The sequence below is a fragment of the Janthinobacterium tructae genome, assembly GCF_006517255.1.
In the GTDB taxonomy this organism is placed as follows: Bacteria; Pseudomonadota; Gammaproteobacteria; order Burkholderiales; family Burkholderiaceae_D; genus Janthinobacterium; species Janthinobacterium tructae.
This window is the reverse complement of record NZ_CP041185.1, coordinates 3,334,576-3,355,760: the sequence shown is the minus strand read 5'-3', so window position 1 is coordinate 3,355,760 and position 21,185 is coordinate 3,334,576. Positions and strand designations below refer to the sequence as shown.

The following is a 21,185-nucleotide window of genomic DNA, read 5'->3' as shown; positions in this document are numbered from 1 at the left end:
GGTTTTTTAACCAGCGCGGTAGCAAAAAAAGCTCGCAAAACAGGGATACAGATTTACACGGATATGCACAAAACCACACCGTTTTCGTCTGCCGCCGTGCCCGAATTTTTTCAGGCATGGCGGTTTTTTATTTGACGCATGGGTGTTGTGGCGAGCGCGATGCGAGGAGCGAAAAAACGCACGGCATCGAAAACGAATGACCGAATTCAGACTTTGCCACCAGCTGCGAGATAAAGCAGGGTGGCACCGACGATGGCTGAAGTGCTGCAAACGTGAGGAGTTGCAGCAGTTCAGCTGGTGCCGAATTCATTAGCGCAAACGACCGTTTGTGCCGATGAATAATTCGCCTGGCCTATCCCTGTGGTGGGTCGGACGGGTTTAAATCTTGTAGCTTAAATTTCTCATCTCAGATGAAGGAGAGACAAATGGCAACAGCCGCTAAGAAATCAGAAGTAAAGAAACCAGCCGTCAAGGCTGCTCCTGCCGCGAAGAAGCCGGCAGCCGCAGCCAAGACGGTTGCCGCTAAACCAGCTGCCAAAGCCGCAGCGAAACCAGTCGCCAAAGCCGCAGCCAAGCCTGCAGCAAAAGTGGCTGCCAAGCCAGTAGCAAAAGCCGCAGCGAAACCAGCGGCCAAGGCAGCAGCAAAGCCGGCAACCAAGCCGGCAGCCAAGCCAGCCGCGAAAGTGGCAGCGAAACCTGCCGCCAAGGCAGCAGCCAAGCCAGTGGCGAAAAAAGCCGTTGCCAAGCCAGCAGCCAAAACTGCAGCAAAACCAGCAGCCAAGCCAGCAGTGAAAAAAGCCGCAGCGAAACCTGCCGCCAAACCGGTCGCCAAGGCAGCAGCCAAGCCTGCAGCGAAAAAAGTCGTCGCCAAGGCAGCAGCCAAGCCGGCCGCCAAAGCAGCAGCCAAGCCAGCAGCAAAAGCGGCAGCCAAGCCAGCGGCCAAGGTAGCAGCCAAGCCCGCAGCAAAAGCGGCAGCCAAGCCAGCCGTCAAGGCAGTAGCGAAAAAAGCCGTTGCCAAGCCGGTAGCCAAAGCAGCAGCCAAGCCAGCAGCTAAGCCAGCAGCGAAAGCCGCAGCGAAACCTGCCGCCAAAGCAGCAGCCAAGCCAGCAGCGAAAAAAGTCGTCGCCAAGCCAGCCGCCAAAGCAGCAGCGAAGCCGGCAGCCAAAGCGGCAGCCAAGCCAGCGGCCAAGGTAGCAGCCAAGCCGGTAGCGAAAGTTGCCGCCAAGCCAGCAGCCAAAGTAGCCGCCAAAGTAGCCGCCAAACCGGTCGCCAAAGCAGCAGCGAAACCTGCCGCCAAGGTCGCAGCGAAACCTGCAGCCAAGCCAGCGGCCAAGGTAGCAGCGAAGCCAGCAGCCAAGCCAGCAGCGAAAGCCGCAGCGAAACCTGCCTCCAAGCCAGTCGCAGCGCCAGTCGTGGCAGCAGCAGCTCCAGCGGCACCAGCCGCCGTGGTCGCCAAGCCAGCCGCCAAGAAGGCCGCGCCTAAAAAGGCCGCACCGAAGAAGGCAGCGCCTGTCGCCAAGCCATCGGCACCTATCGCACCTGTAGCAAAAACCGTGTTGGCACCGGCTGCAGCCTGGCCATTCCCAACCAGCACCCGCCCATCGTAATTCCGACGATACGGGTGCCTGGATGAGGCAACACGCCGCTGTGTGACTCAATCACACAGCGGTTTTTTTTTGGAGAATTAGTCGTGCTGATCGTTATCCTTACATTGATCGTTGATACCATTGCCACCTTGCTGGGCGGCGTATTGCTGCTGCGCTTCTGGATGCAGGCGGTGCGCGTGCGGCCCCCTTCATCGGTGGCGCAATTCACGTTTCAATTGTCCGACTGGCTGGTGCGCCCCCTGCGCCGCGTGGTGCCGGGCGTGGGCGGGTATGACTGGGCCAGCCTGATCGGCGCCTTCCTGATCGTGCTGCTGGCCAGTTCGGTCCTGTTTATTTCCGGCGCTCCCGTCGAAGTGGTGCTGCTCAAGTCGCTGCAACGCTTCCTGCAATGGATACTCTACGGTTTCATGGCCCTGCTGATCATCGAAGCCATCTTCAGCTGGGTCAACCCGCATGCGCCGCTGGCGCCGTTTGTACGGGCCCTGAACGAGCCGCTGCTGCGTCCGATCCGCAAGGTCGTGCCGCTGGTCGGCAGCCTGGACTTGTCGCTGCTGGTGGCGCTGATCCTGTTGCAGATCGCGCAAGTGCTGGTGGGGATGATTATTGTGCTGAGGTAAAGCGGGGAGGTCGGCTTTGCGCTTGGGCGCAAGCCGACCGGGTTACATATTAATAGCGGTAGCCGAACGCCGCTTCGAACTGCTCGGCAATGCTTTCTGGCGTAAACACATGGTTTTGCGCGCCCTGCGTGGCGATTTTAATCGCGCCCAGCAGGCTGGCCAGGCGGCCGCTGGTTTCCCAGCCCAGGTCGTTGGTGATGCCGAACAGCAAGCCAGCACGGTAGGCGTCGCCGCAACCGGTCGGGTCCAGCACTTCCTTGGCGGCCACGACGGGAATGTCGATGCGCTTGCCGTCCGTATAGATTTCCGACCCTTTTTCGCCACGCGTGACGATCAGCGCGTCCAGGCGGCTGGCGATGTCCGGCAGGGTCAAGCCCGTACGTTCCATCAACATTTCCATTTCATAGTCGTTGGCCGACACATACGTGGCTTTGTTGATGAAGTCGATCAATTGTTCGCCATTGAAGCGTGGCAACTGTTGACCCGGATCGAACATGAAGGGGATGCCCAGCTCGGCCAGGTCGGCGGCGTGCTTGAGCATGCCCTGGTCGCCGTCGGGCGAAATGATGGCAACCTTGGCCGGACCCGCATTGGCGATCGGGTTTTCATGCGCAAACGACATGGCACCCGGGTGGAAGGCATTGATCTGGTTATTGTCCGCATCGGCCGTGACGAAGCACTGCGCGTTGTAGCTGTCGGCCTTGATCAGGATGTTGGCGGTGGAAATGCCCAGCTTTTGCAGGCGTTCCAGGTAGGCGGCGCTGTCCTGGCCCATGACGCCGACGATGCGCGGGTCGCCGCCCAGCATCTTCAGGCTGTAGGCGATGTTGCCCGAGCAACCGCCGAACTCCGTGCGCATGGTGGGCACGAGGAAGGACACGTTCACCTTGTGCAACTGGTCGGCCAGCAGCGATTCGCCGAAGCGGCCGGGGAATTGCATGATGGTGTCGGTGGCGAGCGAGCCGCAGATCAGCGATGTTTTAGTCATGATAGTGTCGGTTAAGGGTAAAAGATGGCGATATGGTAACCAGACGCCTTGAGCTGGTCTAATGCAAAGTAGAGTTTGATGGTTTGTTCCGAGCGCGGCGCAAAGCCCTGGCTCACATCGATAGTGGCCGGCAGGTAGTCGCGCGGCGCGATCACGCGGCGCAAGAGCGGCTTGTCGTTGGCATCGTTGAGTATCAGTTCGATGCTGGGCCAGGCTTGCACGCTGCGGCTCTGGTTGCGCAGCAGCGAGACGTAGGAAAAGGTTTGATCCTTGAGGGTTTGCAATTCACCCTGTTCGATGGACAGCGCCTCGATTTGCGCCGGCAAGTCGACCTGGCAACCACTGAGCTTGCACAGCGCGACCAGGGTCGGCTTCCACTGCGGAAACTGCGCCGCCAGCGGATTGCGGAAGGTGGTCATCACTTGCAGGAATAACAAAAGCAACAGCACTACCGAGCCGGCTGCCATGGCCGCGCGCAAGGCCTTGCCGCTCTGTTCGCGCCGCCGGCCCAAGGTCACAAAGGCCGGTTCGTCGTCGGCCGGCGGCAGGACGGCTTCGTCCTGCTCTTCGGCTGGCTCCAGCGCAACAGGGGTGGCAGGCAGCGCTTCGAAAGAGTGGTCGGCCAGCGTCGGTTCCCGGCGCGCGGACGCGGGCTTGTCCAGGCTGACTTTGTCGATGGCGGGCAGCGCCGGGGCGGCCTCGGCTTCCAGGCGCGGTTCGCGGCGGCTGTCGCGCAAATATGTGGCGAAGGCGGGGACGTCATCGACCTGGCGGCGCTTGAACGGCGCCATCGGCTGGGGCAGCGGCGCTTCCGGTGCTTCGGCCGGTGCCATGACAGGGGCGGCGACAGGCGCGTCAGCCAGCGCCTCGTCGGGCAGGCTGACGTCGAGGTCCAGCTCGATGTGCTCGCCATCGCCGTCTTCTTCCTTGAGCTGCGCCGTTGGCGGCAAGATGCCGAACGGGTCGAACGAGGTGTCGAAGTCGAGAGAATAGATGGGTTCATCGTCCGTGGCGGACGGCAGGCTGTGGTCGGCCGGATCAGTGGCCGACAGCGGGACGGCAGCGCCGGGGCCGGACGTTAAAAACGGCGATGCCGCGGCTGGGTCGACCAGCGCGGCATTGCCGTCAAACACTTCCCTGCACGTGCCACAGCGTACGATGCCCCCACGTAACTTCAACTGGTCAGCAGCGACCCGAAATATCGTGTTGCAATGGGGGCATTTGGTGGCGAGGGCCATTGCTGTGCTTATGCACCTTCCGCGCGGGGCGCAGGCGCTTGCGTGCTGCCCAGGCGGCCATGCAGGGCCACCCAGCCATCTTGCTCGGCCCAGACACCCAGTTCGATGAACGGCGCGTAGGCGGCAGCCACTTCTTCGGCCTGGCGTGCCAGCACGCCGGACAGGATCAGCGCGCCGCCTTCGGCGACTCTGCTAGAGAGCATCGGCGCCATCAGTTTCAATGGGCTCGACAGGATGTTGGCGACGACGATGTCAAACTTGGCCGTGGCGTGTGCCGACGTGGCAAACGTGTCTGGCAAGAAATATTCGATCTCGCACTGGTTGCGTTCGGCATTCAAGCCAGCCGATTCGATCGCTTGCGGGTCGATATCGACGCCGACCACTGTTTGCGCACCGAGTTTCTTGGCCACCATGGCCAGGATGCCGGAACCGCAACCGTAGTCGAGCACGCTCTTGCCAGGGGCGGGATTGGCTTCCAGCCACTCCATGCACAAACGCGTGGTTGGATGGCTGCCCGTGCCGAAGGCCAGGCCCGGATCCAGTTCCAGGATCAGGCCGTCAGGATCCGGTGCCTCGTGCCAGCTGGGCACGACCCAGATATTCTTGCCGATGTGAATCGGGGCGAATTGCGACTGGGTCAGGCGCACCCAATCTTGCTCTTCCACGGGGCGCATGGTAAACGCCGGTACCGTTGCCATGCCCACAGCGGCGGCGGCGGTAGCCACGATGGCGGCCTGGTCGGCGTCGACGTCGGTCAGCGCCACCACGCGGCTGCGTTCCCACGCCGCTTCCTTCGGTTCCATGCCGGGCTCGCCAAACAGGGGCTGCTCGGCATCCGTGCCTTCATCGGCGTCTTCCACCGAGACCGACAGGGCACCCGCTTCCATCAATGCGTCGGACATGGCCTCGGCGTTGTCACGGGCGATTTCGATGACGATTTCTGTCCAGCTCATGCGTCCGCCTTGATTTCGGATTTCTTGGCGATGCTGGGGCTGCCGCCATTCAGGTTCTTGCCCAGGTCCGGCATGTCGGCCAGTTTCTGTTCCAGATAGTGAATGTTGGTGCCGCCTTCGATGAAGCGCGCGTCGATCATCAGTTCGCGGTGCAGGGCGATATTCGTGTTGATGCCTTCGACCACCATTTCGGACAGGGCGATCTGCATGCGGCGGATCGCTTGCTCGCGCGTGGCGCCGTAAGCGATCACTTTGCCGATCATCGAGTCGTAATGCGGCGGCACGTAGTAACCGGCGTAGGCGTGCGAGTCGACGCGGATACCCGGGCCGCCCGGCGCATGCCACGACACGATCTTGCCTGGTGATGGCGTGAACTTGAACGGATCTTCGGCATTGATGCGGCACTCGATGGCGTGGCCCGACAGCAGGACGTCGCGCTGGCGGAAACGCAGTTTTTCGCCAGCGGCGATGCGGATCTGCTCTTGCACGATGTCGATGCCGGTGATCATCTCGGTGACCGGATGTTCCACTTGCACGCGGGTATTCATTTCAATGAAATAGAACTCGCCGTTTTCGTACAGGAATTCAAACGTGCCGGCGCCGCGGTAGCCGATCTTGCGGCAGGCTTCGGCGCAACGGTCGCCGATTTTCTCGATGAGTTTGCGCGGGATGCCCGGCGCTGGTGCTTCTTCGATGACTTTCTGGTGGCGGCGCTGCATGGAGCAGTCGCGCTCGCCCAGCCAGACGGCGTTCTTGTGTTCGTCGGCAAGGATTTGGATTTCCACGTGGCGCGGATTTTCCAGGTACTTCTCCATATACACTTCAGGGTTGCCGAAAGCCGTGCCGGCTTCCGTCTTGGTCATCGACACGGCGTTGATCAGGGCAGCTTCCGTGTGCACCACGCGCATGCCGCGTCCGCCACCGCCGCCGGCGGCCTTGATGATGACCGGATAGCCGACCTTGCGGGCAATTTGCACGATCGCTTTCGGATCGTCCGGCAATGCACCTTCCGAGCCGGGCACGCAAGGCACGCCGGCCTTGATCATGGTTTGTTTGGCCGACACTTTGTCGCCCATCAAACGGATCGATTCGGAGCGCGGGCCGATGAAGACGAAGCCCGATTTCTCGACGCGTTCGGCAAAGTCGGCGTTTTCCGACAGGAAGCCATAGCCTGGGTGAATCGCTTGTGCATCCGTCACTTCAGCGGCGCTGATAATGGCGGGCATGTTCAGGTAGCTCAGGGCCGACTGTGCCGGGCCGATACAAACGGATTCGTCGGCCAGCTTGACGTATTTTGCGTCCTTGTCGGCTTCGGAGTGGACTACAACCGTCTTAATGCCCATTTCGCGGCAGGCGCGCTGAATACGGAGGGCAATTTCACCACGGTTGGCAATCAGGATTTTTTCAAACATGGTAGGTTCGCGTATGTCTGTGAGAGCCGGCGAGCCGGCGAAACAACAAGTGTGAGGGGCTAAAACTGCAAACGGCCGTTGCCGGCCGTGTGGACTGGGTTTTAGCCGATCACAAACAAGGGTTGACCGAATTCGACCGGCTGGCCGTTTTCGACCAGGATCTGGGTCACGACACCGGCTTTATCGGAGTCGATTTCATTGAGCAGCTTCATCGCTTCGATGATGCACAGGGTATCACCTTCCTTGACGGTAGCGCCCACTTCAACATAGGCGGCGCTGCCAGGAGCGGAGGAGCGGTAGAAGGTGCCAACCATCGGCGACTTGACCACATAGCCCGTAGGCTCGGCGGCGACGACTGCGGCCGCTGGTGCAGGCGCGGCTGGCTGGTAGTGGGCTTGCATGCCTTGCGGCTGCATCATGACCATCTGGTTTTGCGGCATGGCCGACGATTTGACGATGCGAACCTTGCTTTCGCCTTCGGTCACTTCCAGCTCTGCGATGTCCGATTCGGCGACCAGGTCGATCAAGGTCTTGAGTTTTCGTAGATCCATGTAAAACCCCTAGGAATGTAGTTTGTTTTATGAGTGATGCGGTGATGTCCAGAACCTATCGCCGCGCTAAATACGTGCAGATCGCGTAGATTAACGTTTTTTAAGCGCAAAGTCGATGGCAAGCCGATATCCATCGATACCTAGCCCGCAGATCGTCCCCTGCGCGATCGCGCTGAGAAATGAGTGATGTCGAAACGTTTCGCGTTGATAAATATTCGAGATATGGACTTCCACGAACGGGATGGCGACCCCGGCCAGCGCATCGCGCAAGGCAACGCTGGTATGGGTCAGGCCGCCCGGATTGATGACGATGGCATCGATCCCTTCCGCTTGCGCGGCATGGATGCGGTCGATCAGTGCGCCTTCATGGTTGCTTTGAAAGCAGATCAGGTCGGCACCCGCCGCCATGGCTTGCGCCATTGCTGCCTGCTCGATATCGGCCAAGGTGCTGGCGCCGTAGACCTCTGGCTCGCGCGTTCCCAGCAAATTCAGGTTGGGACCGTTGAGCAGAAGGAGGTTTTTTGCCATGTATGGAAGACCGTTTTAGCGAAAGTTCCGCATTTTGCCGCCAAAGATACGCATTGGCAAGAGAAAAAAGCACGCTCCGAATTTACAATTTATCCAGATCGGCGCGCAACTGATCAAATTTCAAGCGGCCCAGATAGGTCTTTTTGACTTCGCCATCGGCGCCGATCAGCACCGTAAAGGGCAAACCGCCGGTGGCATTGCCAAAATGACGCGACAGGTCGGTGCCGCTCAGACCGGATACATACACAGGATAGGCGATCTTGACCTTGCTGGCAAAAGTGGCAATATTGCTGGCCGAATCGATACCGATACCGATCACTTGCAGGTTTTTTGCCGCATAGTGACCTTGCACTTCGGATAACTCCGGCATTTCCTCCACGCAAGGCGGACACCACGGCGCCCAGAAATTCACCAGCAAATTCTTGCCTTTCCATTGCGACAAGGCTTGCGTGGCGCCCGCCGCGTCCGGCAGGGACAGTGCATACAGTTCGTTGACGGGACCGGTCGCGCCGGGCGCGATGGTGGTCGTCAGCGGTCCCGCTGCTTTCGCTTTTTCCTTGCTCAAGCCCACGTAGGCGCCCATGCCGCCAAACATCAGCGCCACGATGGCGCAGCCGATCCAATTCTTTTTTGTCATAACTTTATCTATATCAATGTTAGTCGGCAGCCGGCACGCCATCGGCGAGGCTGGCTGCCAGCAGGCTGCGCAGTCCTGCGATATCGGTGCGCAGCACCTTGCCGTCCGCCTTGGCTTTCAGTGCGCCGCGCATATCGTCGAGCTCATACATGGCTGCGTGCACGCCTTCGTTTTTCCACAAGAAACTGGCTGTCTCGACCGCATCATAACGCGCCCCCTTGAAATGCGGGCTTTCCGACATGTCGAGCACGACATTTTTATTCAGCAGGAAGATGTGGATTTCCTTGGCGCTCTCGGCAAACAGCTGCAAATAGATCTCGTCGTGGGGGCCGGCCGTGCCGTTGAGCACGGGGCCGCTGAGCAGGGGGTGAAACTGTTGCAACGCTTCCATCACTTGCAGCGCGATCGTGCGCAGCTGGAACAGGCGTGCCGGCTGGCTGTCGGCCAGGAACAGGGCATTGTATTGCCGCACCTGTTCCTCGATCATGTCGTTGTCAGGCAGTACATTGGGCGGGCTGGGCGCGTCGCCCAAAACCTGCCGCGCCGCCTTGCGCTTGGCACTGCCATAGTCGGCGCCATCCTGTGCCACCAGGCGCGCGGCAGCGGCGGCGATTTCCTGGCGCAGCTGCGCGCTATCGTCAAATGCATCGTTCGTCATGAGCGAGATGATACTCCGAAGCGGAAAAAATCATGGCGTCAGGTAAAATCCCACACTTGCTCTTTTTTTCCTCACCGTTTTACTTACTTAAGCGTGCACCTTTCGCACTGATCACATGCATATTCATATTCTCGGCATTTGCGGTACCTTCATGGGCGGCCTGGCCGTGCTGGCCAAGGAAGCCGGCCATAAAGTCACCGGTTGCGATGCCAACGTGTATCCGCCGATGAGCACCCAGCTGGAATCGCAGGGAATCGAACTGATCCAGGGCTTTGATCCCGAACAAACCAAGCTGAACCCGGATTTGTATGTGATTGGCAATGTCGTCTCGCGCGGCAACCCGCTGGTGGAAGAAATCCTCAACCGCAGCCTGCCGTATGTGTCCGGCCCGCAGTGGATCGGCGAACACATCTTGCGCAACAAGTGGGTACTGGCCGTGGCCGGCACGCATGGCAAGACGACCACCTCGGCCATGCTGGCCTGGATACTCGAAGACGCGGGCTATGCGCCGGGCTTCCTGATCGGTGGCGTGCCGATGAACTTTGGCATTTCCGCCCGTCTCAGCGGCAAGATCGACGGCAAGAGCGCCGATTCGGATTTCTTCGTCATCGAAGCCGATGAATACGATACGGCCTTCTTCGACAAGCGCAGCAAGTTCGTGCATTACCACGCGAAGACGGCCATCATGAATAACCTGGAATATGATCACGCCGACATCTTCCCCGATCTGCACGCGATCGAGACGCAATTCCACCATCTGGTGCGCACGGTGCCCGGCATCGGCCGCCTCGTGTTCAACGGCGACGAAGCGTCGCTGCAGCGCGTGCTGGCGCGTGGTTGCTGGAGTGAAAAGGAAAGTTTTGGCCAAGATGCCAATTGGCAACTGCAAGAGCAGGCCGATGGCAGCTTCGACGTGTATTTCAATGGCCAGCAGGAAGGCCATGTGGCGTGGGCCCTGACGGGCAAGCACAACCGCAGCAATGCGCTGGCGGCCATCGCCGCCGCGCGCCATGTGGGCGTGCCGATGGCCCAGGCCTGCGCCTCGCTGGCCACGTTCGAGAGCGTCAAGCGGCGCATGGAAGTGCGCGGCGTGGTCAACGCCATCACCGTGTACGACGATTTCGCGCATCACCCGACGGCCATTGCGACCACCGTGGGCGGCTTGCGCCAGAAGATTGGTAACGCCGGCCGCATCCTGGCCGTGCTGGAACCGCGTTCGAACACCATGAAGCTGGGCGCCATGAAAGATGCGCTGCCGGGCAGCCTGAAGGATGCCGACCTGGTCTTCGGTTACGGCAGCCATGCCGCGCTGGGCTGGAGCCTGGGCGACGCACTGGCGCCGCTGGGCAAGATTGCCAGCGCCTATGAAGACATCGATACCCTGGTGGCGGCCGTGGCCGCCGCCGCCCGTCCCGGCGACCAGATCGTGGTCATGAGCAACGGCGGCTTTGGCGGCGTGCACCAGAAGTTGCTGGAGGCGCTGGGCCGATGATTCTGTACCTGCATGGATTCCGCTCGTCGCCCCTGTCGATGAAGTCGCGCCTGCTGGCCGCGCAGATGCAGGCGCTGGGCCGCGAGGCAGAGTGGCTGTGCCCGCAATTGCCGGCTTCGCCCAAGCTGGCCATCGCATTGGCCTTGTCGCTGGTCAAGGACGTGGCGCCGGGCGACCTGACGATCATCGGCTCGTCCTTGGGCGGCTATTACGCCACCTGGCTGGCCGAGCAGCTCGGTTGCCGCGCCGTGCTGCTCAATCCCGCGATTGTTCCCCTGATCGACCTGGAACAGCATGTGGGCGTGACGACCGAGTTCCATTCGGACCAGCCATTCGAGTTCAAGCGCGAGTATATCGACGAACTGCGTGCGTTTGCCGTAGCGACAATTACTGAGCCGCAACGTTACTTCCTGATTGCCGCCACCGGTGATGAAGTACTCGACTACCGCGACATGCTGGCGCATTATCAGGGGGCGCAGCAGTGCGTCATCGACGGCAGCGACCATGGCATCAGCGAATTTGCCGACTACCTGGCGCCCGTGCTGGCCTTTTGCGGCATCGATGCGGACGCCGCCCGGTGAGGCCGGGTTCGCTGCGCCAGGCGCAATGGCATGCGCACGTGAACGCCGTCAATGCGCCACCCACCCTGCGCCACTGGCTCACGGGCGGTGGGTCGCTGACGGCCAAGCTGAAAGCGCATAGCCAGACATTTCGCGTGCAATGTTTGCATCAGGAAACGGCGCGTTGCCTGAACGACGAGGCGGCCATCATTGGTTTGCACCGCGCGGGCCGGGTATGGGAACGCGAAGTGCTGTTGCGCTGTGATGACAAACCGGCCGTGTTTGGCCATACCGTCGTGCCCATGCAGGCGACGGCCACGGACTGGCCCTTGTTTTCCGCGCTGGGCGAGCGTTCGCTGGGCACGACGCTGTTTGGCGACCGCATGGTACGGCGCGGTGCACTGGAATTTGCCCGTTTGCGTGCCGGCCACCCGCTGGTGCAGCGGGTGCAGGCGGCGCTGGCACGGGAAGGGCGGCGCGTCGACGATACGGCGCTGTTTTTTGCCCGCCGCTGCCTGTATCAGCGTCACCAGGGCTTGCTGCTGGTAACCGAAGTATTTTTGCCGGCGGTGCTGGAGTTGACGTCCCTCACTCGCACCGTTACAACCGACACATTAATAAACAAAGCATAACAATGAATCTATTTTTTGAAGAATCCGGCGATTTCAAGGTCGGCACGGTCCTGTCGCAAGCGGGTGAAGCGTATCAAGTGGAAATGGCCAGCGGCAAGCGCACCAAGGTCAAGGTCAAGGATGTGCTGCTGCAGTATGAAAAGCCGGCCCCGGCCGAGTTGCTGGAGCAGGCCAAGAGCATTGCCGCCGAGATCGACCTCGATTTCCTGTGGGAAGTGGCGGGCGAAGACGAGTTCGGCTTTGCCGAGCTGGGCGCCGAGTATTTCGGCCACGCACCGCTGCCGCCGGAAGCGGCCGGCCTGATCCTGGCCCTGCATTCGGCGCCCGTGTATTTCTACAAGAAAGGCCGTGGCCGCTACAAGGCGGCACCGGAAGCGTCGCTGAAGGCGGCCCTGGCCGGCATCGAAAAGAAAAAGCAGCAGGCGCTGGTGCAGGCAAGCTATGTGGAAGAGCTGAAACAGAACCGCTTGCCCGCCTCGATGCAGACGATGGTGCTGCAACTGCTGTTCAAGCCGGACAAGAACACCATCGAATACAAGGCGCTCGAAGCGGCGTGCACGGAATTGCACACGACGCCGCCGCGCCTGATGCTGGCCGTCGGCGGTATTGCTTCGCCGAAAGACTTGCACCTGTCGAAATTCCTCTTTGAAAATTTCCCCAAGGGCGCCGGCTTCCCCAGCGTGCCTGTACCCGCCGTGACGGCCAAGCTGCCGCTGGCCGAGGTGGCCGCCTTCTCGATCGACGACGTGACCACCACCGAGATCGACGATGCTTTCTCGGTGCAGCCGCTGCCCGATGGCACCGTGAAAGTGGGTATACACATCGCCGCGCCGGGCCTGGGCATCCGCCCGGAAGACGTGATCGACAAGATGGCGCGCCAGCGCATGTCGACCGTCTACATGCCAGGCGACAAGATCACCATGCTGCCGGACGAAATCGTCAACGCGTTTACCCTGGCGGAAGGCACGACGTGCCCGGCCCTGTCGCTGTACGCCACGCTGGACCCGAAAGCCGACTGGGCGGTCATCAGCACGCAGACGCGTGCCGAGCTGGTGCCGATTGCCAGCAATTTGCGGCATAACCAGTTAGACGATCTGGTCAACGAGGAAACCCTGGCCAGTGGCGAAGGCGAGTACCCGCACAAGGCCGATTTTGCCGTGCTGTGGCAGTGGGCGCAGCAGCTGGAGCAGGGCCGCATGAAGAAGCGCGAAGCGTTCGGCCTGAAGCCGGAACAGAATAACCGCGTCGATTTCAACTTTTATGTGGAAAACGATATCGTCACCGTGGCGCGCCGCAAGCGTGGCGCGCCGCTGGACAAGATTGTCGCTGAACTGATGATCTTTGCCAACAGTACCTGGGGCAAGATGCTGCATGACCATGGCGTGCCGGGCATCTACCGCAGCCAGGGCGGCGGCAGCGGCAATAGCTGGGCGGCAAAGATGCAGGTGCGCATGGTCACCCATGCAGCGCCGCACCAGGGCCTGGGCGTGGATCAATACGCGTGGAGCACCTCGCCTTTGCGCCGCTACACGGATCTGGTGAACCAGTGGCAAATCATCGCCTGCGCCGAGCATGGCGTGACGGCGCCCTTGGTGGCGCCATTCAAGCCGCGCGATGCGAACCTGTTCGCCATCGTTTCGGCGTTCGACGCCGCGTATGCCGCGTATGGTGATTTCCAGTCGAACATGGAACGCTACTGGTGCTTGCGCTGGCTGCACCAGGAAAACGCGCGCCAGGTCGATGCCGTCGTCTTGAAAGACGAGATTTTGCGCCTGGTCGACATTCCGCTGGTCATCAAGCTGCCGGGCATGCCATCGGTGGCGCGCGGCGCCCAGGTGAAACTGGACTTGCTGCGCTGGGATGAAGTCGACCTGAGCATTGAAGCGCGCCTGCTGGAAATCGCCGCCGTGCCCGATGCGGCGGCCGATGCCGAGCTCGACTACGAGGAAGAAGCGGGCGACGACGGTGCCGACGCGGGCGACGTGGCGCAAGAAGCTTCGCCGGAAGCGGCGAACCAGGTCAGCGACGCCGATGCGGAAGTGGCGGAACTGGCCAGCGAAGACGTGGTCAGCGAACCCGAGGTCAAATAAGGCGCCCGTCCAGCCATCATGCTGAAAACTGTTGCCGGCATCGCCCTTTGACGTAGAATTCAGCCATCTTGTATCTTGTGTTGTAAGGAACTGGGTTGCGCGTGAAGTCTTTCCGAGAGTATCGTTTCCTGATGATCGCCGTGGCGGTATCGCTGCTGGCGCACGGCGCCTTGCTGGCGATGCATTTTGTCGCCCCGGCGCCGCAGCGGGCCGTCGCCACCGACCCCGGCCTGGAAGTGATCCTGGTCAACGCCAAGCATGCGAACAAACCGCTGAAGGCCGATGCCCTGGCGCAAGCCAACCTCGATGGCGGTGGCCAGGCCGACAAGGGCCGCGCCAAGTCGCCCTTGCCCGACATGCGCAAGGTGGAAGAGGGCGACAGCGTCAAGGCCAGCGCCCGGCGCATTGCCGAACTGGAACAAAAACAGCAGGAATTGCTGACGCAGGCGGCCAGGCCGACGCCCTACAGCGCCGCGCCCGTCACGGAAAAGGACAAGCCCAATCCGCTGGCGTCCGGTTCGGACTTGATGGAAAGCAGCAAGGCCATCGCGCGCATGGCGGCCGAGATCAGCCAGACCGTGGAAGACCAGAATAAACGTCCGCGCAAGACTTTCATTACGCCCAGCACGCAGGAGGTCGGCTATGCCATGTATTACAAGACCCTGCAAAAGCGCATCGAGGAAATCGGCACCCTGAATTTCCCGCAAAAGAATGGCCGCAAGCTATATGGCGAACTGGTCGTCTACATCCCTATCTTCCAGGACGGTACGATTTACCAGAAGGAAGGCGGCGCCCGCGTGGAAAAAAGCTCGGGCAACCCCGTGCTCGATGCGGCGGCCCTGGCCATCGTGCGCCGCGCGGCGCCGTTCGGCCGTTTTCCACCGAATATGTTGTCGAGTGACAAGGACGACCTGTGGGTGGTGATCACCCGCTTCAAATTTACGCGCGAAGAAAAAATGGAAGCTAACCTGACTGGCGGCAGCAATTGAACAAGCAAGAAATGAATCCCGATCAATATTGCGTCTTTGGCAATCCCATCGCCCACAGCAAGTCCCCCCTGATCCACGCCGCGTTTGCCCTGCAGACGGGTGAGCCCATCGTCTACGAACGCCGCTTGGCGCCGCTCGATGGCTTTGCCCTGGCGGCCCGCACGTTTGCCGCCGAGGGCGGCAAGGGCGCGAACGTGACGGTGCCATTTAAACTCGATGCGTGTGCGCTGGCCACCGTCCTGACGCCGCGGGCCAGGGCCGCCGGCGCCGTCAATACCCTGCGTTTCGATGGCGACACCATTCTTGGTGACAATACCGATGGCGCGGGCCTGGTGGCCGACATCGTGCGCAACGCGGGCGTGGCCATCGCCGGCAAGCGCGTCCTGCTGCTGGGCGCGGGCGGCGCGGCGCGCGGCGTGGTGCTGCCCTTGCTGGAACAGGGGCCGCAGGAAATCTTCATTGCCAACCGCACCGTGGCCACGGCCGAGGCGCTCGTGGCGCAGTTTGCCGATGCGGCGAGTCACGCTGCCCCGCTGCGCGCGGGCAGCTTCGCGCAGCCCGACGGCGTCTTCGATATCGTTATCAATGCCACTTCGGCCAGCCTGGCGGGCGACTTGCCGCCCGTGCCGCCCGGTGTTTTTGGCAGTGGCACGCTGGCGCTGGACATGATGTACGGCGCCCAGCCCACCGTCTTCATGGACTTTGCCGCCCAGCATGGCGCGCAGGTGCGCGACGGCCTGGGCATGCTGGTGGAGCAGGCGGCCGAAGCGTTTGATGTGTGGCGCGGCGTGCGGCCGCAGACGCAGGCTTTGCTGGCGCAATTGCGGGGCAGCCTGTGAGCGGCGGCAAGAAGGGCGCGCGCAACGGTGGTAGCGGCAGCCGCTACGGCTGGATCAAGTGGCTGTTCATCGTGCCTGTCCTGGCCTTTATCGTCGTGCAACTGTATTTCTTCCTGCAAATCTGGTGGTGGGTCGACCACAACCCGTCCAGCACGGCCTTCATGCGCGAACAGTTGTCTGTCTTGCAGGACAAGAATCCGAATGCCACGATCAAGCAGACGTGGGTGCCGTACAACCGCATCTCGAACAATCTGAAACGGGCCATCATCGCTTCGGAAGATGCGAATTTCTCCGAGCACGAAGGCGTGGACTGGGAAGCCTTGCAAAAGGCCTATGAAAAAAACAGCAAGAAGCAGAAAGTCGTGGCGGGCGGTTCGACCATCACGCAGCAGCTGGCGAAGAATCTGTTCCTGTCCGGTTCGCGCAGCTATGTGCGCAAGGGCCAGGAGCTGATCATCACGTACATGCTGGAAAGCCTGATGGAGAAGCAGCGCATCTTTGAAATTTATTTGAACGTGGTGGAATTTGGCACGGGCATCTTCGGCGCCGAAGCGGCCGCGCGCCACTATTACCACGTCAGCGCGGCGGGCCTGAGTGCGGCGCAGGCGGCGAAACTGGCCGTGATGCTGCCGAATCCCCGCTTTTACGACCGTCACCGCGACACGGGCTATCTGAACCGGCGTACCAGTGTCATCCTGCGCCGCATGGGAGCGGCGGAATTGCCTTGATGGCAGCCGGCTTTATTTGCATAAAATCAAAGCTGCCTGATTAGCACTATTGCGACGCAGCATCTTAATCGTCTCCCTTGGTGCAACGCCGCACTTTTTCCGTGAAAAAGCGGTGCCGGGGGTGGTCGTGAAAAGGCCTTTGCGGGTACACTTGCGCTGTTTTCATTTTTGGCGCCAGCGCCAGCACATCACGATAACCCAACATCCGGCTGAGAGCGCGCATGATCAATGTCTTTGTATTACAGAATGGCCGGCTCAACCAGGTGCCGATCGACAGCCGCGCAGACCTCGAAAATGCCGAACCTGTGTGGGTCGACCTGACTGACCCCACCGATGATGAACGGGCCTGGGTCAAGGCCATCTACAACGTCACCCTGCCGGGCGAAGACGAAGTCAAGGATATTGAAGCGTCGGCCCGCTATTACGAAGCGGAAAACGGCGACTTGCATCTGCGCACCGACTTCCTGCGTGAAGAAGACGACGGTCCCTCGCGCGTCATCACCGTGGCGTTCATTCTGGCGCGCAAGATTCTGTTTTCCATGCATACGGACGACCTGCCCGTGTTCCGCCTGGTGCGCATGCGCGCCCGCTCGCGGCCAGGCTCGATTGCCGACTACATGGACGTGCTGCTCGACCTGTACGCCACCGATGCCGAATATTCGGCCGACGTGCTCGAAGGCATCTACCAGAACCTGGAAGAAGTCAGCACGCGCGTGCTGCAAAAGGAATTTACCGATGCGCACGCGGCCGAAGCGCTGAACGCGATTGCCCACGAGGAAGATTTGAATGGCCGTATCCGCCGCAACATGATGGATACGCGCCGCGCCGTGAGCTTTTTGATGCGCGGCCGCTTGCTCAATTCCGAGCAGTTCGAGGAAGCACGGCAGATTTTGCGCGACATCGAATCGCTCGACGGCCATACCTCTTTCCTGTTCGATAAGATCAACTTCCTGATGGATGCCACCGTCGGTTTCATCAACATCAACCAGAACAAGATCATCAAGATCTTCTCGGTGGCCAGCGTGGCCTTCCTGCCGCCGACGCTGATCGCCAGCGTGTACGGCATGAACTTCAAGCTGATGCCGGAACTGGAATGGTCGTTCGGCTATCCTTGGGCCTGGGGCTTGATGATCACCAGCGCCATCGCACCGTTCCTGTACTTCCGCCACCGTGGCTGGCTGAAATAACCGTCTCGCCGGGACGCTCCCGCGTCCCGGATTTCAAGGCGAGCGCAGCAATTTCAAAAATCAGCGATAATCATTGGTATTGCGTGGTATTGAATTGGTATTTGCGCGTAGCCGCTTGCCTGGCGCCCCATTCTTTCCCCCGTAGTCTGCTTTTTGCAGAAAAGTATCGTCATTCAGACGTTTTCTGCGTGGTAGCGTCCGCCTGTTCCACCTATGATCGTTGCGATGCCTGCCTTGGCCGGCTGGCCGCCGCATTCCCCGTCACCGTTGTCTTCTGGAGAGTCCATGCCTGATACCGTCACCACCCCACTGCGCTTTACCCATCTGATCAGCGACTGCGATGGCGTGTTGATCGACAGCGAAGCCGTGGCCCTGCAAGCGCTGCTGGAATTGCTGGCGCCGCGCCTGCCGAACCTGCCCCAGGGCATCACCCTGCAAGGCTTGATCGAGCCGCGTCTGGGCCAGCGCCTGGTGCCGCTGATGCAGGATATCTACAAGGAACTGGGACTGCCGCAATTGCCGGCCGACGAGATCATGGCCATCGGCAACGCCGTCGATGCGGCCTGCGATGCGCAATTGCGCGCCGTGCCGGGCGTGGCCCAGGCGCTGGCCGCCATTGCGCTGCCCAAGGCCGTGGCCTCGAACAGCGTCAGCGCGCGCGTGCTGTCGGCGCTTGAGCGCACTGGCATGGCGCCGTTGTTTGATCAACGCGTGTTTACGCCGGACCTGGTCGGTCACGCCAAGCCGCATCCGGGCGTCTATCTGGCGGCGGCGGCCGCCTTTGGCGTGCCGCCAAGCCAGTGCCTGGTGCTGGAAGACAGCGTCACGGGTGTGACAGCCGCCGTGGCGGCGGGCATGACGGTATTGGGATTCATCGGCGGCGGGCATATCGCCGCCGGCCAGGAAGCGCGCCTGAAGGCGGCCGGCGCGCATGTCGTGTTCAAGGACATGGCCAAGCTGCCGGCGCTGGTGGCCGCGGTGATGGACACCGCGACCGTATAGCAGGCTTACGCGAGTTTTGTGAACACCTTGCGCGCAGCGGCGATGGTGGCGTCGATGACGGCATCATCGTGCTGCGCCGAGACGAAGCCCGCCTCGAAGGCGGCGGGCGCGAAGTACACGCCTTCGTCCAGCATGGCGTGGAAGAAGGCGTTGAACTTGCTGCGGTCGCCCGCCATCATTTCCGCGTAGCTGGTTGGCGGCGTGGCGCTGAAATAGATGCCGAACATGCCGCCGATGTAGTCGGCGCAGAAGACCACGCCCGCTTCTTTGGCGGCGGCGGTCAGGCCTTCGGCCAGGCGCTTGGCGGTGGCGCCCAGCTGCTCGTAGAAGCCCGGCTGCTGGATCAGTTTCAAGGTGGCCATGCCGGCCGCCACGGCGACCGGGTTGCCGGACAACGTACCGGCCTGGTAGACGGCGCCCAGCGGCGCCATGTGGTGCATCAGCGCCGCGCTGCCGCCGAAGGCCGCTACCGGCATGCCGCCGCCGATCACCTTGCCCAGCGCCGTGAGGTCGGGCTTGATGCCGTACAGCGCCTGCGCGCCGCCCAGGGCCACGCGCAAGCCGCACATGACTTCATCGAAAATGAGCAGGGCGCCGTGCTGCGTGCACAGCTCGCGCATCGCCTGCAGGAATTCTGGCGTGGCTTTGACCAGGTTCATGTTGCCGGCCACCGGTTCGACGATCACGCAGGCGATCTCGGCGCCGAAGCTGTCGAAGGCATCCTTCAGCTGCTCCACGTTGTTATAGTCGAGCACCAGGGTGTGTTTCACGAAATCCTCCGGCACGCCGGCCGAGGTCGGGTTGCCGAAGGTGAGCAGGCCGCTGCCCGCTTTCACCAGCAGCGAATCGGCGTGGCCGTGATAGCAGCCTTCGAACTTGACGATCTTGTCGCGTCCCGTGGCGCCGCGCGCCAGGCGCAGGGCGCTCATGGTCGCTTCCGTGCCCGACGAGACCAGGCGTACCTGCTCGATCGACGGCACCAGGCGCGTGATTTCCTCGGCCATCAGCACTTCGCCTTCGGTCGGCGCGCCGAACGACAGGCCCAGCGCGGCCGCATCCTGCACCGCCTTGACCACTTCCGGATGGGCGTGGCCGACGATGGCTGGGCCCCACGAGCCGATGTAGTCGATGTAGCGCTTGCCGTCCGCGTCCCAGAAATACGGGCCTTCGGCGCGCGTGATGAAGCGCGGCGTGCCGCCGACGGAGCGGAAGGCGCGCACGGGCGAATTGACGCCGCCTGGCGTGGTTTTTTGTGCGCGGGCAAACAGGATGTCGTTCTGTGAAGTCGTCGTCATGATAATCGTGCCTTGAAAGTGGATCGTTGTCTGTGTCGTCTGTCTGGTCTGCTACAGAATTATTGGGCGTCGCGCTGGGGCTGCTGCCGGAACAGCCGGTTCGGCACCAGCTTGCCCATGCCGTGGCGCTGCGCGTGGGCCAGCGCGCCGGTGGTAAATTCCTGCGCCGCCACGACCACCTGCGGCACATCGTCTTCGTTTTGCGCCAGAGCCAGCAGGGCGGTGGCCGCGGCCGACAGGGTGCTGCCGGCGCCGTTGAAGATGCCCGGCAGGTGTTGCCATACGTCGTGGCGCACCACGCCGTCCTCGCCGAACAGGGTATTGGCGCGCAACTTGCCTTCGCCCGTGCCGGACTTGCTGGCGTCGGCCGGCATGCCCGTGACGAGCACGTATTCGCAGCCCAGCGCCACCAGATAGTCGACATCGTTTTGCAGCGTGTCGTCCGGGTCGGCGTCGCGCCAGGTCTCGGCCAGGCGCTCCAGTTCCACCGGCGAGAGCACCAGCAGGGTCGTTTGCGGGATCAGCAACTGGCGCACGGCGGTGAGGATGTCTTCGTCGTCCATGCCCTGTTCCGGCAGCGCCGAAATGAAGGGATCGAGGATCAGTGGCACGTTCGGATAGTCGGAGACGATTTCGGCGATGGCAGTGACGTTTTCCACGCTGCCCAGGGCGCCGATCTTGATGGCCGAGACGGACATGTCTTCCAGCAGCACGCGCGCCTGGTCGGAAACCCAGTCCGGGTCGACCGCCTGCACGTCTTCCACGCGCGCCGTATCGCTGATCAAGAGGCCCGTGGTGACCGACAGGCCATGGCAGCCGAAGGCTGAAAATGTGGCCAGGTCGGCCTGGATGCCGATCGCGCCGACCGGATCGGACACGCCGAAGCTTAATATGAGGGGAGAAGTTTGGTTTTGCACGGCGGGTAGATTAAGATACCTAATTCAGCATTTTACTTGATTGAAGGGTGGCAGAACGTGAGTAGCAACGAAACAACGCAGCAATTCCAAACGTGGATGTGTCTAATTTGCGGCTGGGTTTATGATGAAGCGGCCGGCCTTCCCGACGAAGACATCGCTCCCGGCACGCGTTGGGCCGATGTTCCGATGAACTGGACCTGTCCTGAATGCGGTGCGCGCAAGGATGATTTCGAGATGGTGGCGCTTTAATTCATTCCGATCCCCG

Annotated in this window: 23 protein-coding genes; 12 read left to right on the top strand and 11 right to left on the bottom strand. The window is 61.6% G+C overall.

Translation table 11 applies throughout. From position 1 onward, the window contains the following. Positions 1-406: 406 nt before the first annotated feature. The gene (locus tag FJQ89_RS28220) at positions 407-820 is read right to left on the bottom strand and encodes a hypothetical protein (RefSeq protein ID WP_205704497.1); all 414 of its coding nucleotides are present in this window, start codon (positions 818-820) and stop codon (positions 407-409) included. On the opposite strand from FJQ89_RS28220, the gene FJQ89_RS14695 reads away from it, so the two are divergent. Further along, entirely contained in the window at positions 789-1,607 is an 819-nt protein-coding gene (locus FJQ89_RS14695) for a hypothetical protein (protein WP_205704496.1), read from the top strand. The two genes, FJQ89_RS28220 and FJQ89_RS14695, sit on opposite strands and share 32 nt — an antisense overlap. 83 nt (positions 1,608-1,690) lie before the next feature. Next, positions 1,691-2,224 carry a YggT family protein gene (locus FJQ89_RS14690; RefSeq protein WP_227742044.1) on the top strand — a complete coding sequence of 178 codons (534 nt, stop codon included), beginning with the start codon at positions 1,691-1,693 and terminating at the stop codon, positions 2,222-2,224. Between the two features lie 49 nt (positions 2,225-2,273). Here FJQ89_RS14690 and FJQ89_RS14685 read toward each other — a convergent pair whose 3' ends face one another. The 8 genes from FJQ89_RS14685 to FJQ89_RS14650 form a co-directional block, all read right to left on the bottom strand. Continuing rightward, positions 2,274-3,212 (bottom strand): carbohydrate kinase family protein, encoded by a 939-nt coding sequence (locus tag FJQ89_RS14685; protein ID WP_071075517.1) that lies wholly within the window; start codon positions 3,210-3,212, stop codon positions 2,274-2,276. A gap of 11 nt (positions 3,213-3,223) precedes the next feature. Further along, on the bottom strand, positions 3,224-4,450 hold the full coding sequence (locus FJQ89_RS14680) for a DUF3426 domain-containing protein (protein ID WP_141172809.1): 1,227 nt from the start codon (positions 4,448-4,450) through the stop codon (positions 3,224-3,226). An 8-nt stretch (positions 4,451-4,458) separates the two neighbouring features. Beyond that, positions 4,459-5,403 (bottom strand): 50S ribosomal protein L11 methyltransferase, encoded by a 945-nt coding sequence (prmA, locus tag FJQ89_RS14675; RefSeq protein WP_141170712.1) that lies wholly within the window; start codon positions 5,401-5,403, stop codon positions 4,459-4,461. Continuing rightward, the gene (gene accC, locus FJQ89_RS14670; protein WP_096237830.1) at positions 5,400-6,815 is read right to left on the bottom strand and encodes an acetyl-CoA carboxylase biotin carboxylase subunit; all 1,416 of its coding nucleotides are present in this window, start codon (positions 6,813-6,815) and stop codon (positions 5,400-5,402) included. The genes prmA and accC overlap by 4 nt, the downstream gene beginning before the upstream one ends. A gap of 101 nt (positions 6,816-6,916) precedes the next feature. Then, the gene (gene accB / locus FJQ89_RS14665) at positions 6,917-7,366 is read right to left on the bottom strand and encodes an acetyl-CoA carboxylase biotin carboxyl carrier protein (protein WP_141170711.1); all 450 of its coding nucleotides are present in this window, start codon (positions 7,364-7,366) and stop codon (positions 6,917-6,919) included. 90 nt (positions 7,367-7,456) lie between these two features. Beyond that, entirely contained in the window at positions 7,457-7,894 is a 438-nt protein-coding gene (aroQ, locus tag FJQ89_RS14660) for a type II 3-dehydroquinate dehydratase (protein ID WP_141170710.1), read from the bottom strand. Between the two features lie 82 nt (positions 7,895-7,976). Then, positions 7,977-8,531, bottom strand: coding sequence for a TlpA family protein disulfide reductase (locus FJQ89_RS14655; RefSeq protein ID WP_071075523.1), 555 nt, complete (start codon positions 8,529-8,531; stop codon positions 7,977-7,979). A gap of 19 nt (positions 8,532-8,550) precedes the next feature. Further along, positions 8,551-9,189: a hypothetical protein gene (locus FJQ89_RS14650; RefSeq protein WP_141170709.1), complete on the bottom strand. Its 639-nt coding sequence runs from the start codon at positions 9,187-9,189 to the stop codon at positions 8,551-8,553. A gap of 115 nt (positions 9,190-9,304) precedes the next feature. On the opposite strand from FJQ89_RS14650, the gene mpl reads away from it, so the two are divergent. From mpl to FJQ89_RS14605, 9 genes are all read left to right on the top strand, one after another. Then, positions 9,305-10,681, top strand: a complete 1,377-nt coding sequence (gene mpl, locus FJQ89_RS14645) for a UDP-N-acetylmuramate:L-alanyl-gamma-D-glutamyl-meso-diaminopimelate ligase (protein ID WP_141170708.1) — start codon at positions 9,305-9,307, stop codon at positions 10,679-10,681. Beyond that, positions 10,678-11,262 carry a YqiA/YcfP family alpha/beta fold hydrolase gene (locus FJQ89_RS14640; protein WP_141170707.1) on the top strand — a complete coding sequence of 195 codons (585 nt, stop codon included), beginning with the start codon at positions 10,678-10,680 and terminating at the stop codon, positions 11,260-11,262. The genes mpl and FJQ89_RS14640 overlap by 4 nt, the downstream gene beginning before the upstream one ends. Next, the gene (locus tag FJQ89_RS14635; protein ID WP_141170706.1) at positions 11,259-11,873 is read left to right on the top strand and encodes a chorismate--pyruvate lyase family protein; all 615 of its coding nucleotides are present in this window, start codon (positions 11,259-11,261) and stop codon (positions 11,871-11,873) included. The genes FJQ89_RS14640 and FJQ89_RS14635 overlap by 4 nt, the downstream gene beginning before the upstream one ends. A gap of 2 nt (positions 11,874-11,875) precedes the next feature. Continuing rightward, on the top strand, positions 11,876-13,963 hold the full coding sequence (locus FJQ89_RS14630; RefSeq protein WP_141170705.1) for a ribonuclease catalytic domain-containing protein: 2,088 nt from the start codon (positions 11,876-11,878) through the stop codon (positions 13,961-13,963). Between the two features lie 131 nt (positions 13,964-14,094). Further along, the gene (locus FJQ89_RS14625; protein WP_141172808.1) at positions 14,095-14,952 is read left to right on the top strand and encodes an energy transducer TonB family protein; all 858 of its coding nucleotides are present in this window, start codon (positions 14,095-14,097) and stop codon (positions 14,950-14,952) included. 11 nt (positions 14,953-14,963) lie between these two features. Then, positions 14,964-15,791, top strand: a complete 828-nt coding sequence (aroE, locus tag FJQ89_RS14620) for a shikimate dehydrogenase (RefSeq protein ID WP_141170704.1) — start codon at positions 14,964-14,966, stop codon at positions 15,789-15,791. After that, complete coding sequence (mtgA, locus tag FJQ89_RS14615; protein WP_423245216.1) at positions 15,773-16,519, top strand: monofunctional biosynthetic peptidoglycan transglycosylase; 747 nt, start codon at positions 15,773-15,775, stop codon at positions 16,517-16,519. Before aroE ends, mtgA begins: the two co-directional genes overlap by 19 nt. A 221-nt stretch (positions 16,520-16,740) precedes the next feature. Then, complete coding sequence (gene corA / locus FJQ89_RS14610) at positions 16,741-17,706, top strand: magnesium/cobalt transporter CorA (RefSeq protein WP_034746658.1); 966 nt, start codon at positions 16,741-16,743, stop codon at positions 17,704-17,706. A gap of 285 nt (positions 17,707-17,991) precedes the next feature. Continuing rightward, the gene (locus FJQ89_RS14605; protein ID WP_141170702.1) at positions 17,992-18,708 is read left to right on the top strand and encodes an HAD family hydrolase; all 717 of its coding nucleotides are present in this window, start codon (positions 17,992-17,994) and stop codon (positions 18,706-18,708) included. A 5-nt stretch (positions 18,709-18,713) separates the two neighbouring features. On the opposite strand, the gene hemL is transcribed toward FJQ89_RS14605, so the two are convergent. Continuing rightward, a complete protein-coding gene (gene hemL, locus FJQ89_RS14600) occupies positions 18,714-20,003 on the bottom strand; it encodes a glutamate-1-semialdehyde 2,1-aminomutase (protein ID WP_141170701.1) in 1,290 nt (429 codons plus the stop codon). A gap of 59 nt (positions 20,004-20,062) precedes the next feature. Beyond that, on the bottom strand, positions 20,063-20,920 hold the full coding sequence (thiD, locus tag FJQ89_RS14595) for a bifunctional hydroxymethylpyrimidine kinase/phosphomethylpyrimidine kinase (RefSeq protein WP_141170700.1): 858 nt from the start codon (positions 20,918-20,920) through the stop codon (positions 20,063-20,065). A 96-nt stretch (positions 20,921-21,016) separates the two neighbouring features. Between thiD and FJQ89_RS14590 the strand changes: the two genes are divergently transcribed. Next, positions 21,017-21,169: a rubredoxin gene (locus FJQ89_RS14590; protein ID WP_010401308.1), complete on the top strand. Its 153-nt coding sequence runs from the start codon at positions 21,017-21,019 to the stop codon at positions 21,167-21,169. The last annotated feature ends 16 nt before the right edge of the window (positions 21,170-21,185 follow it).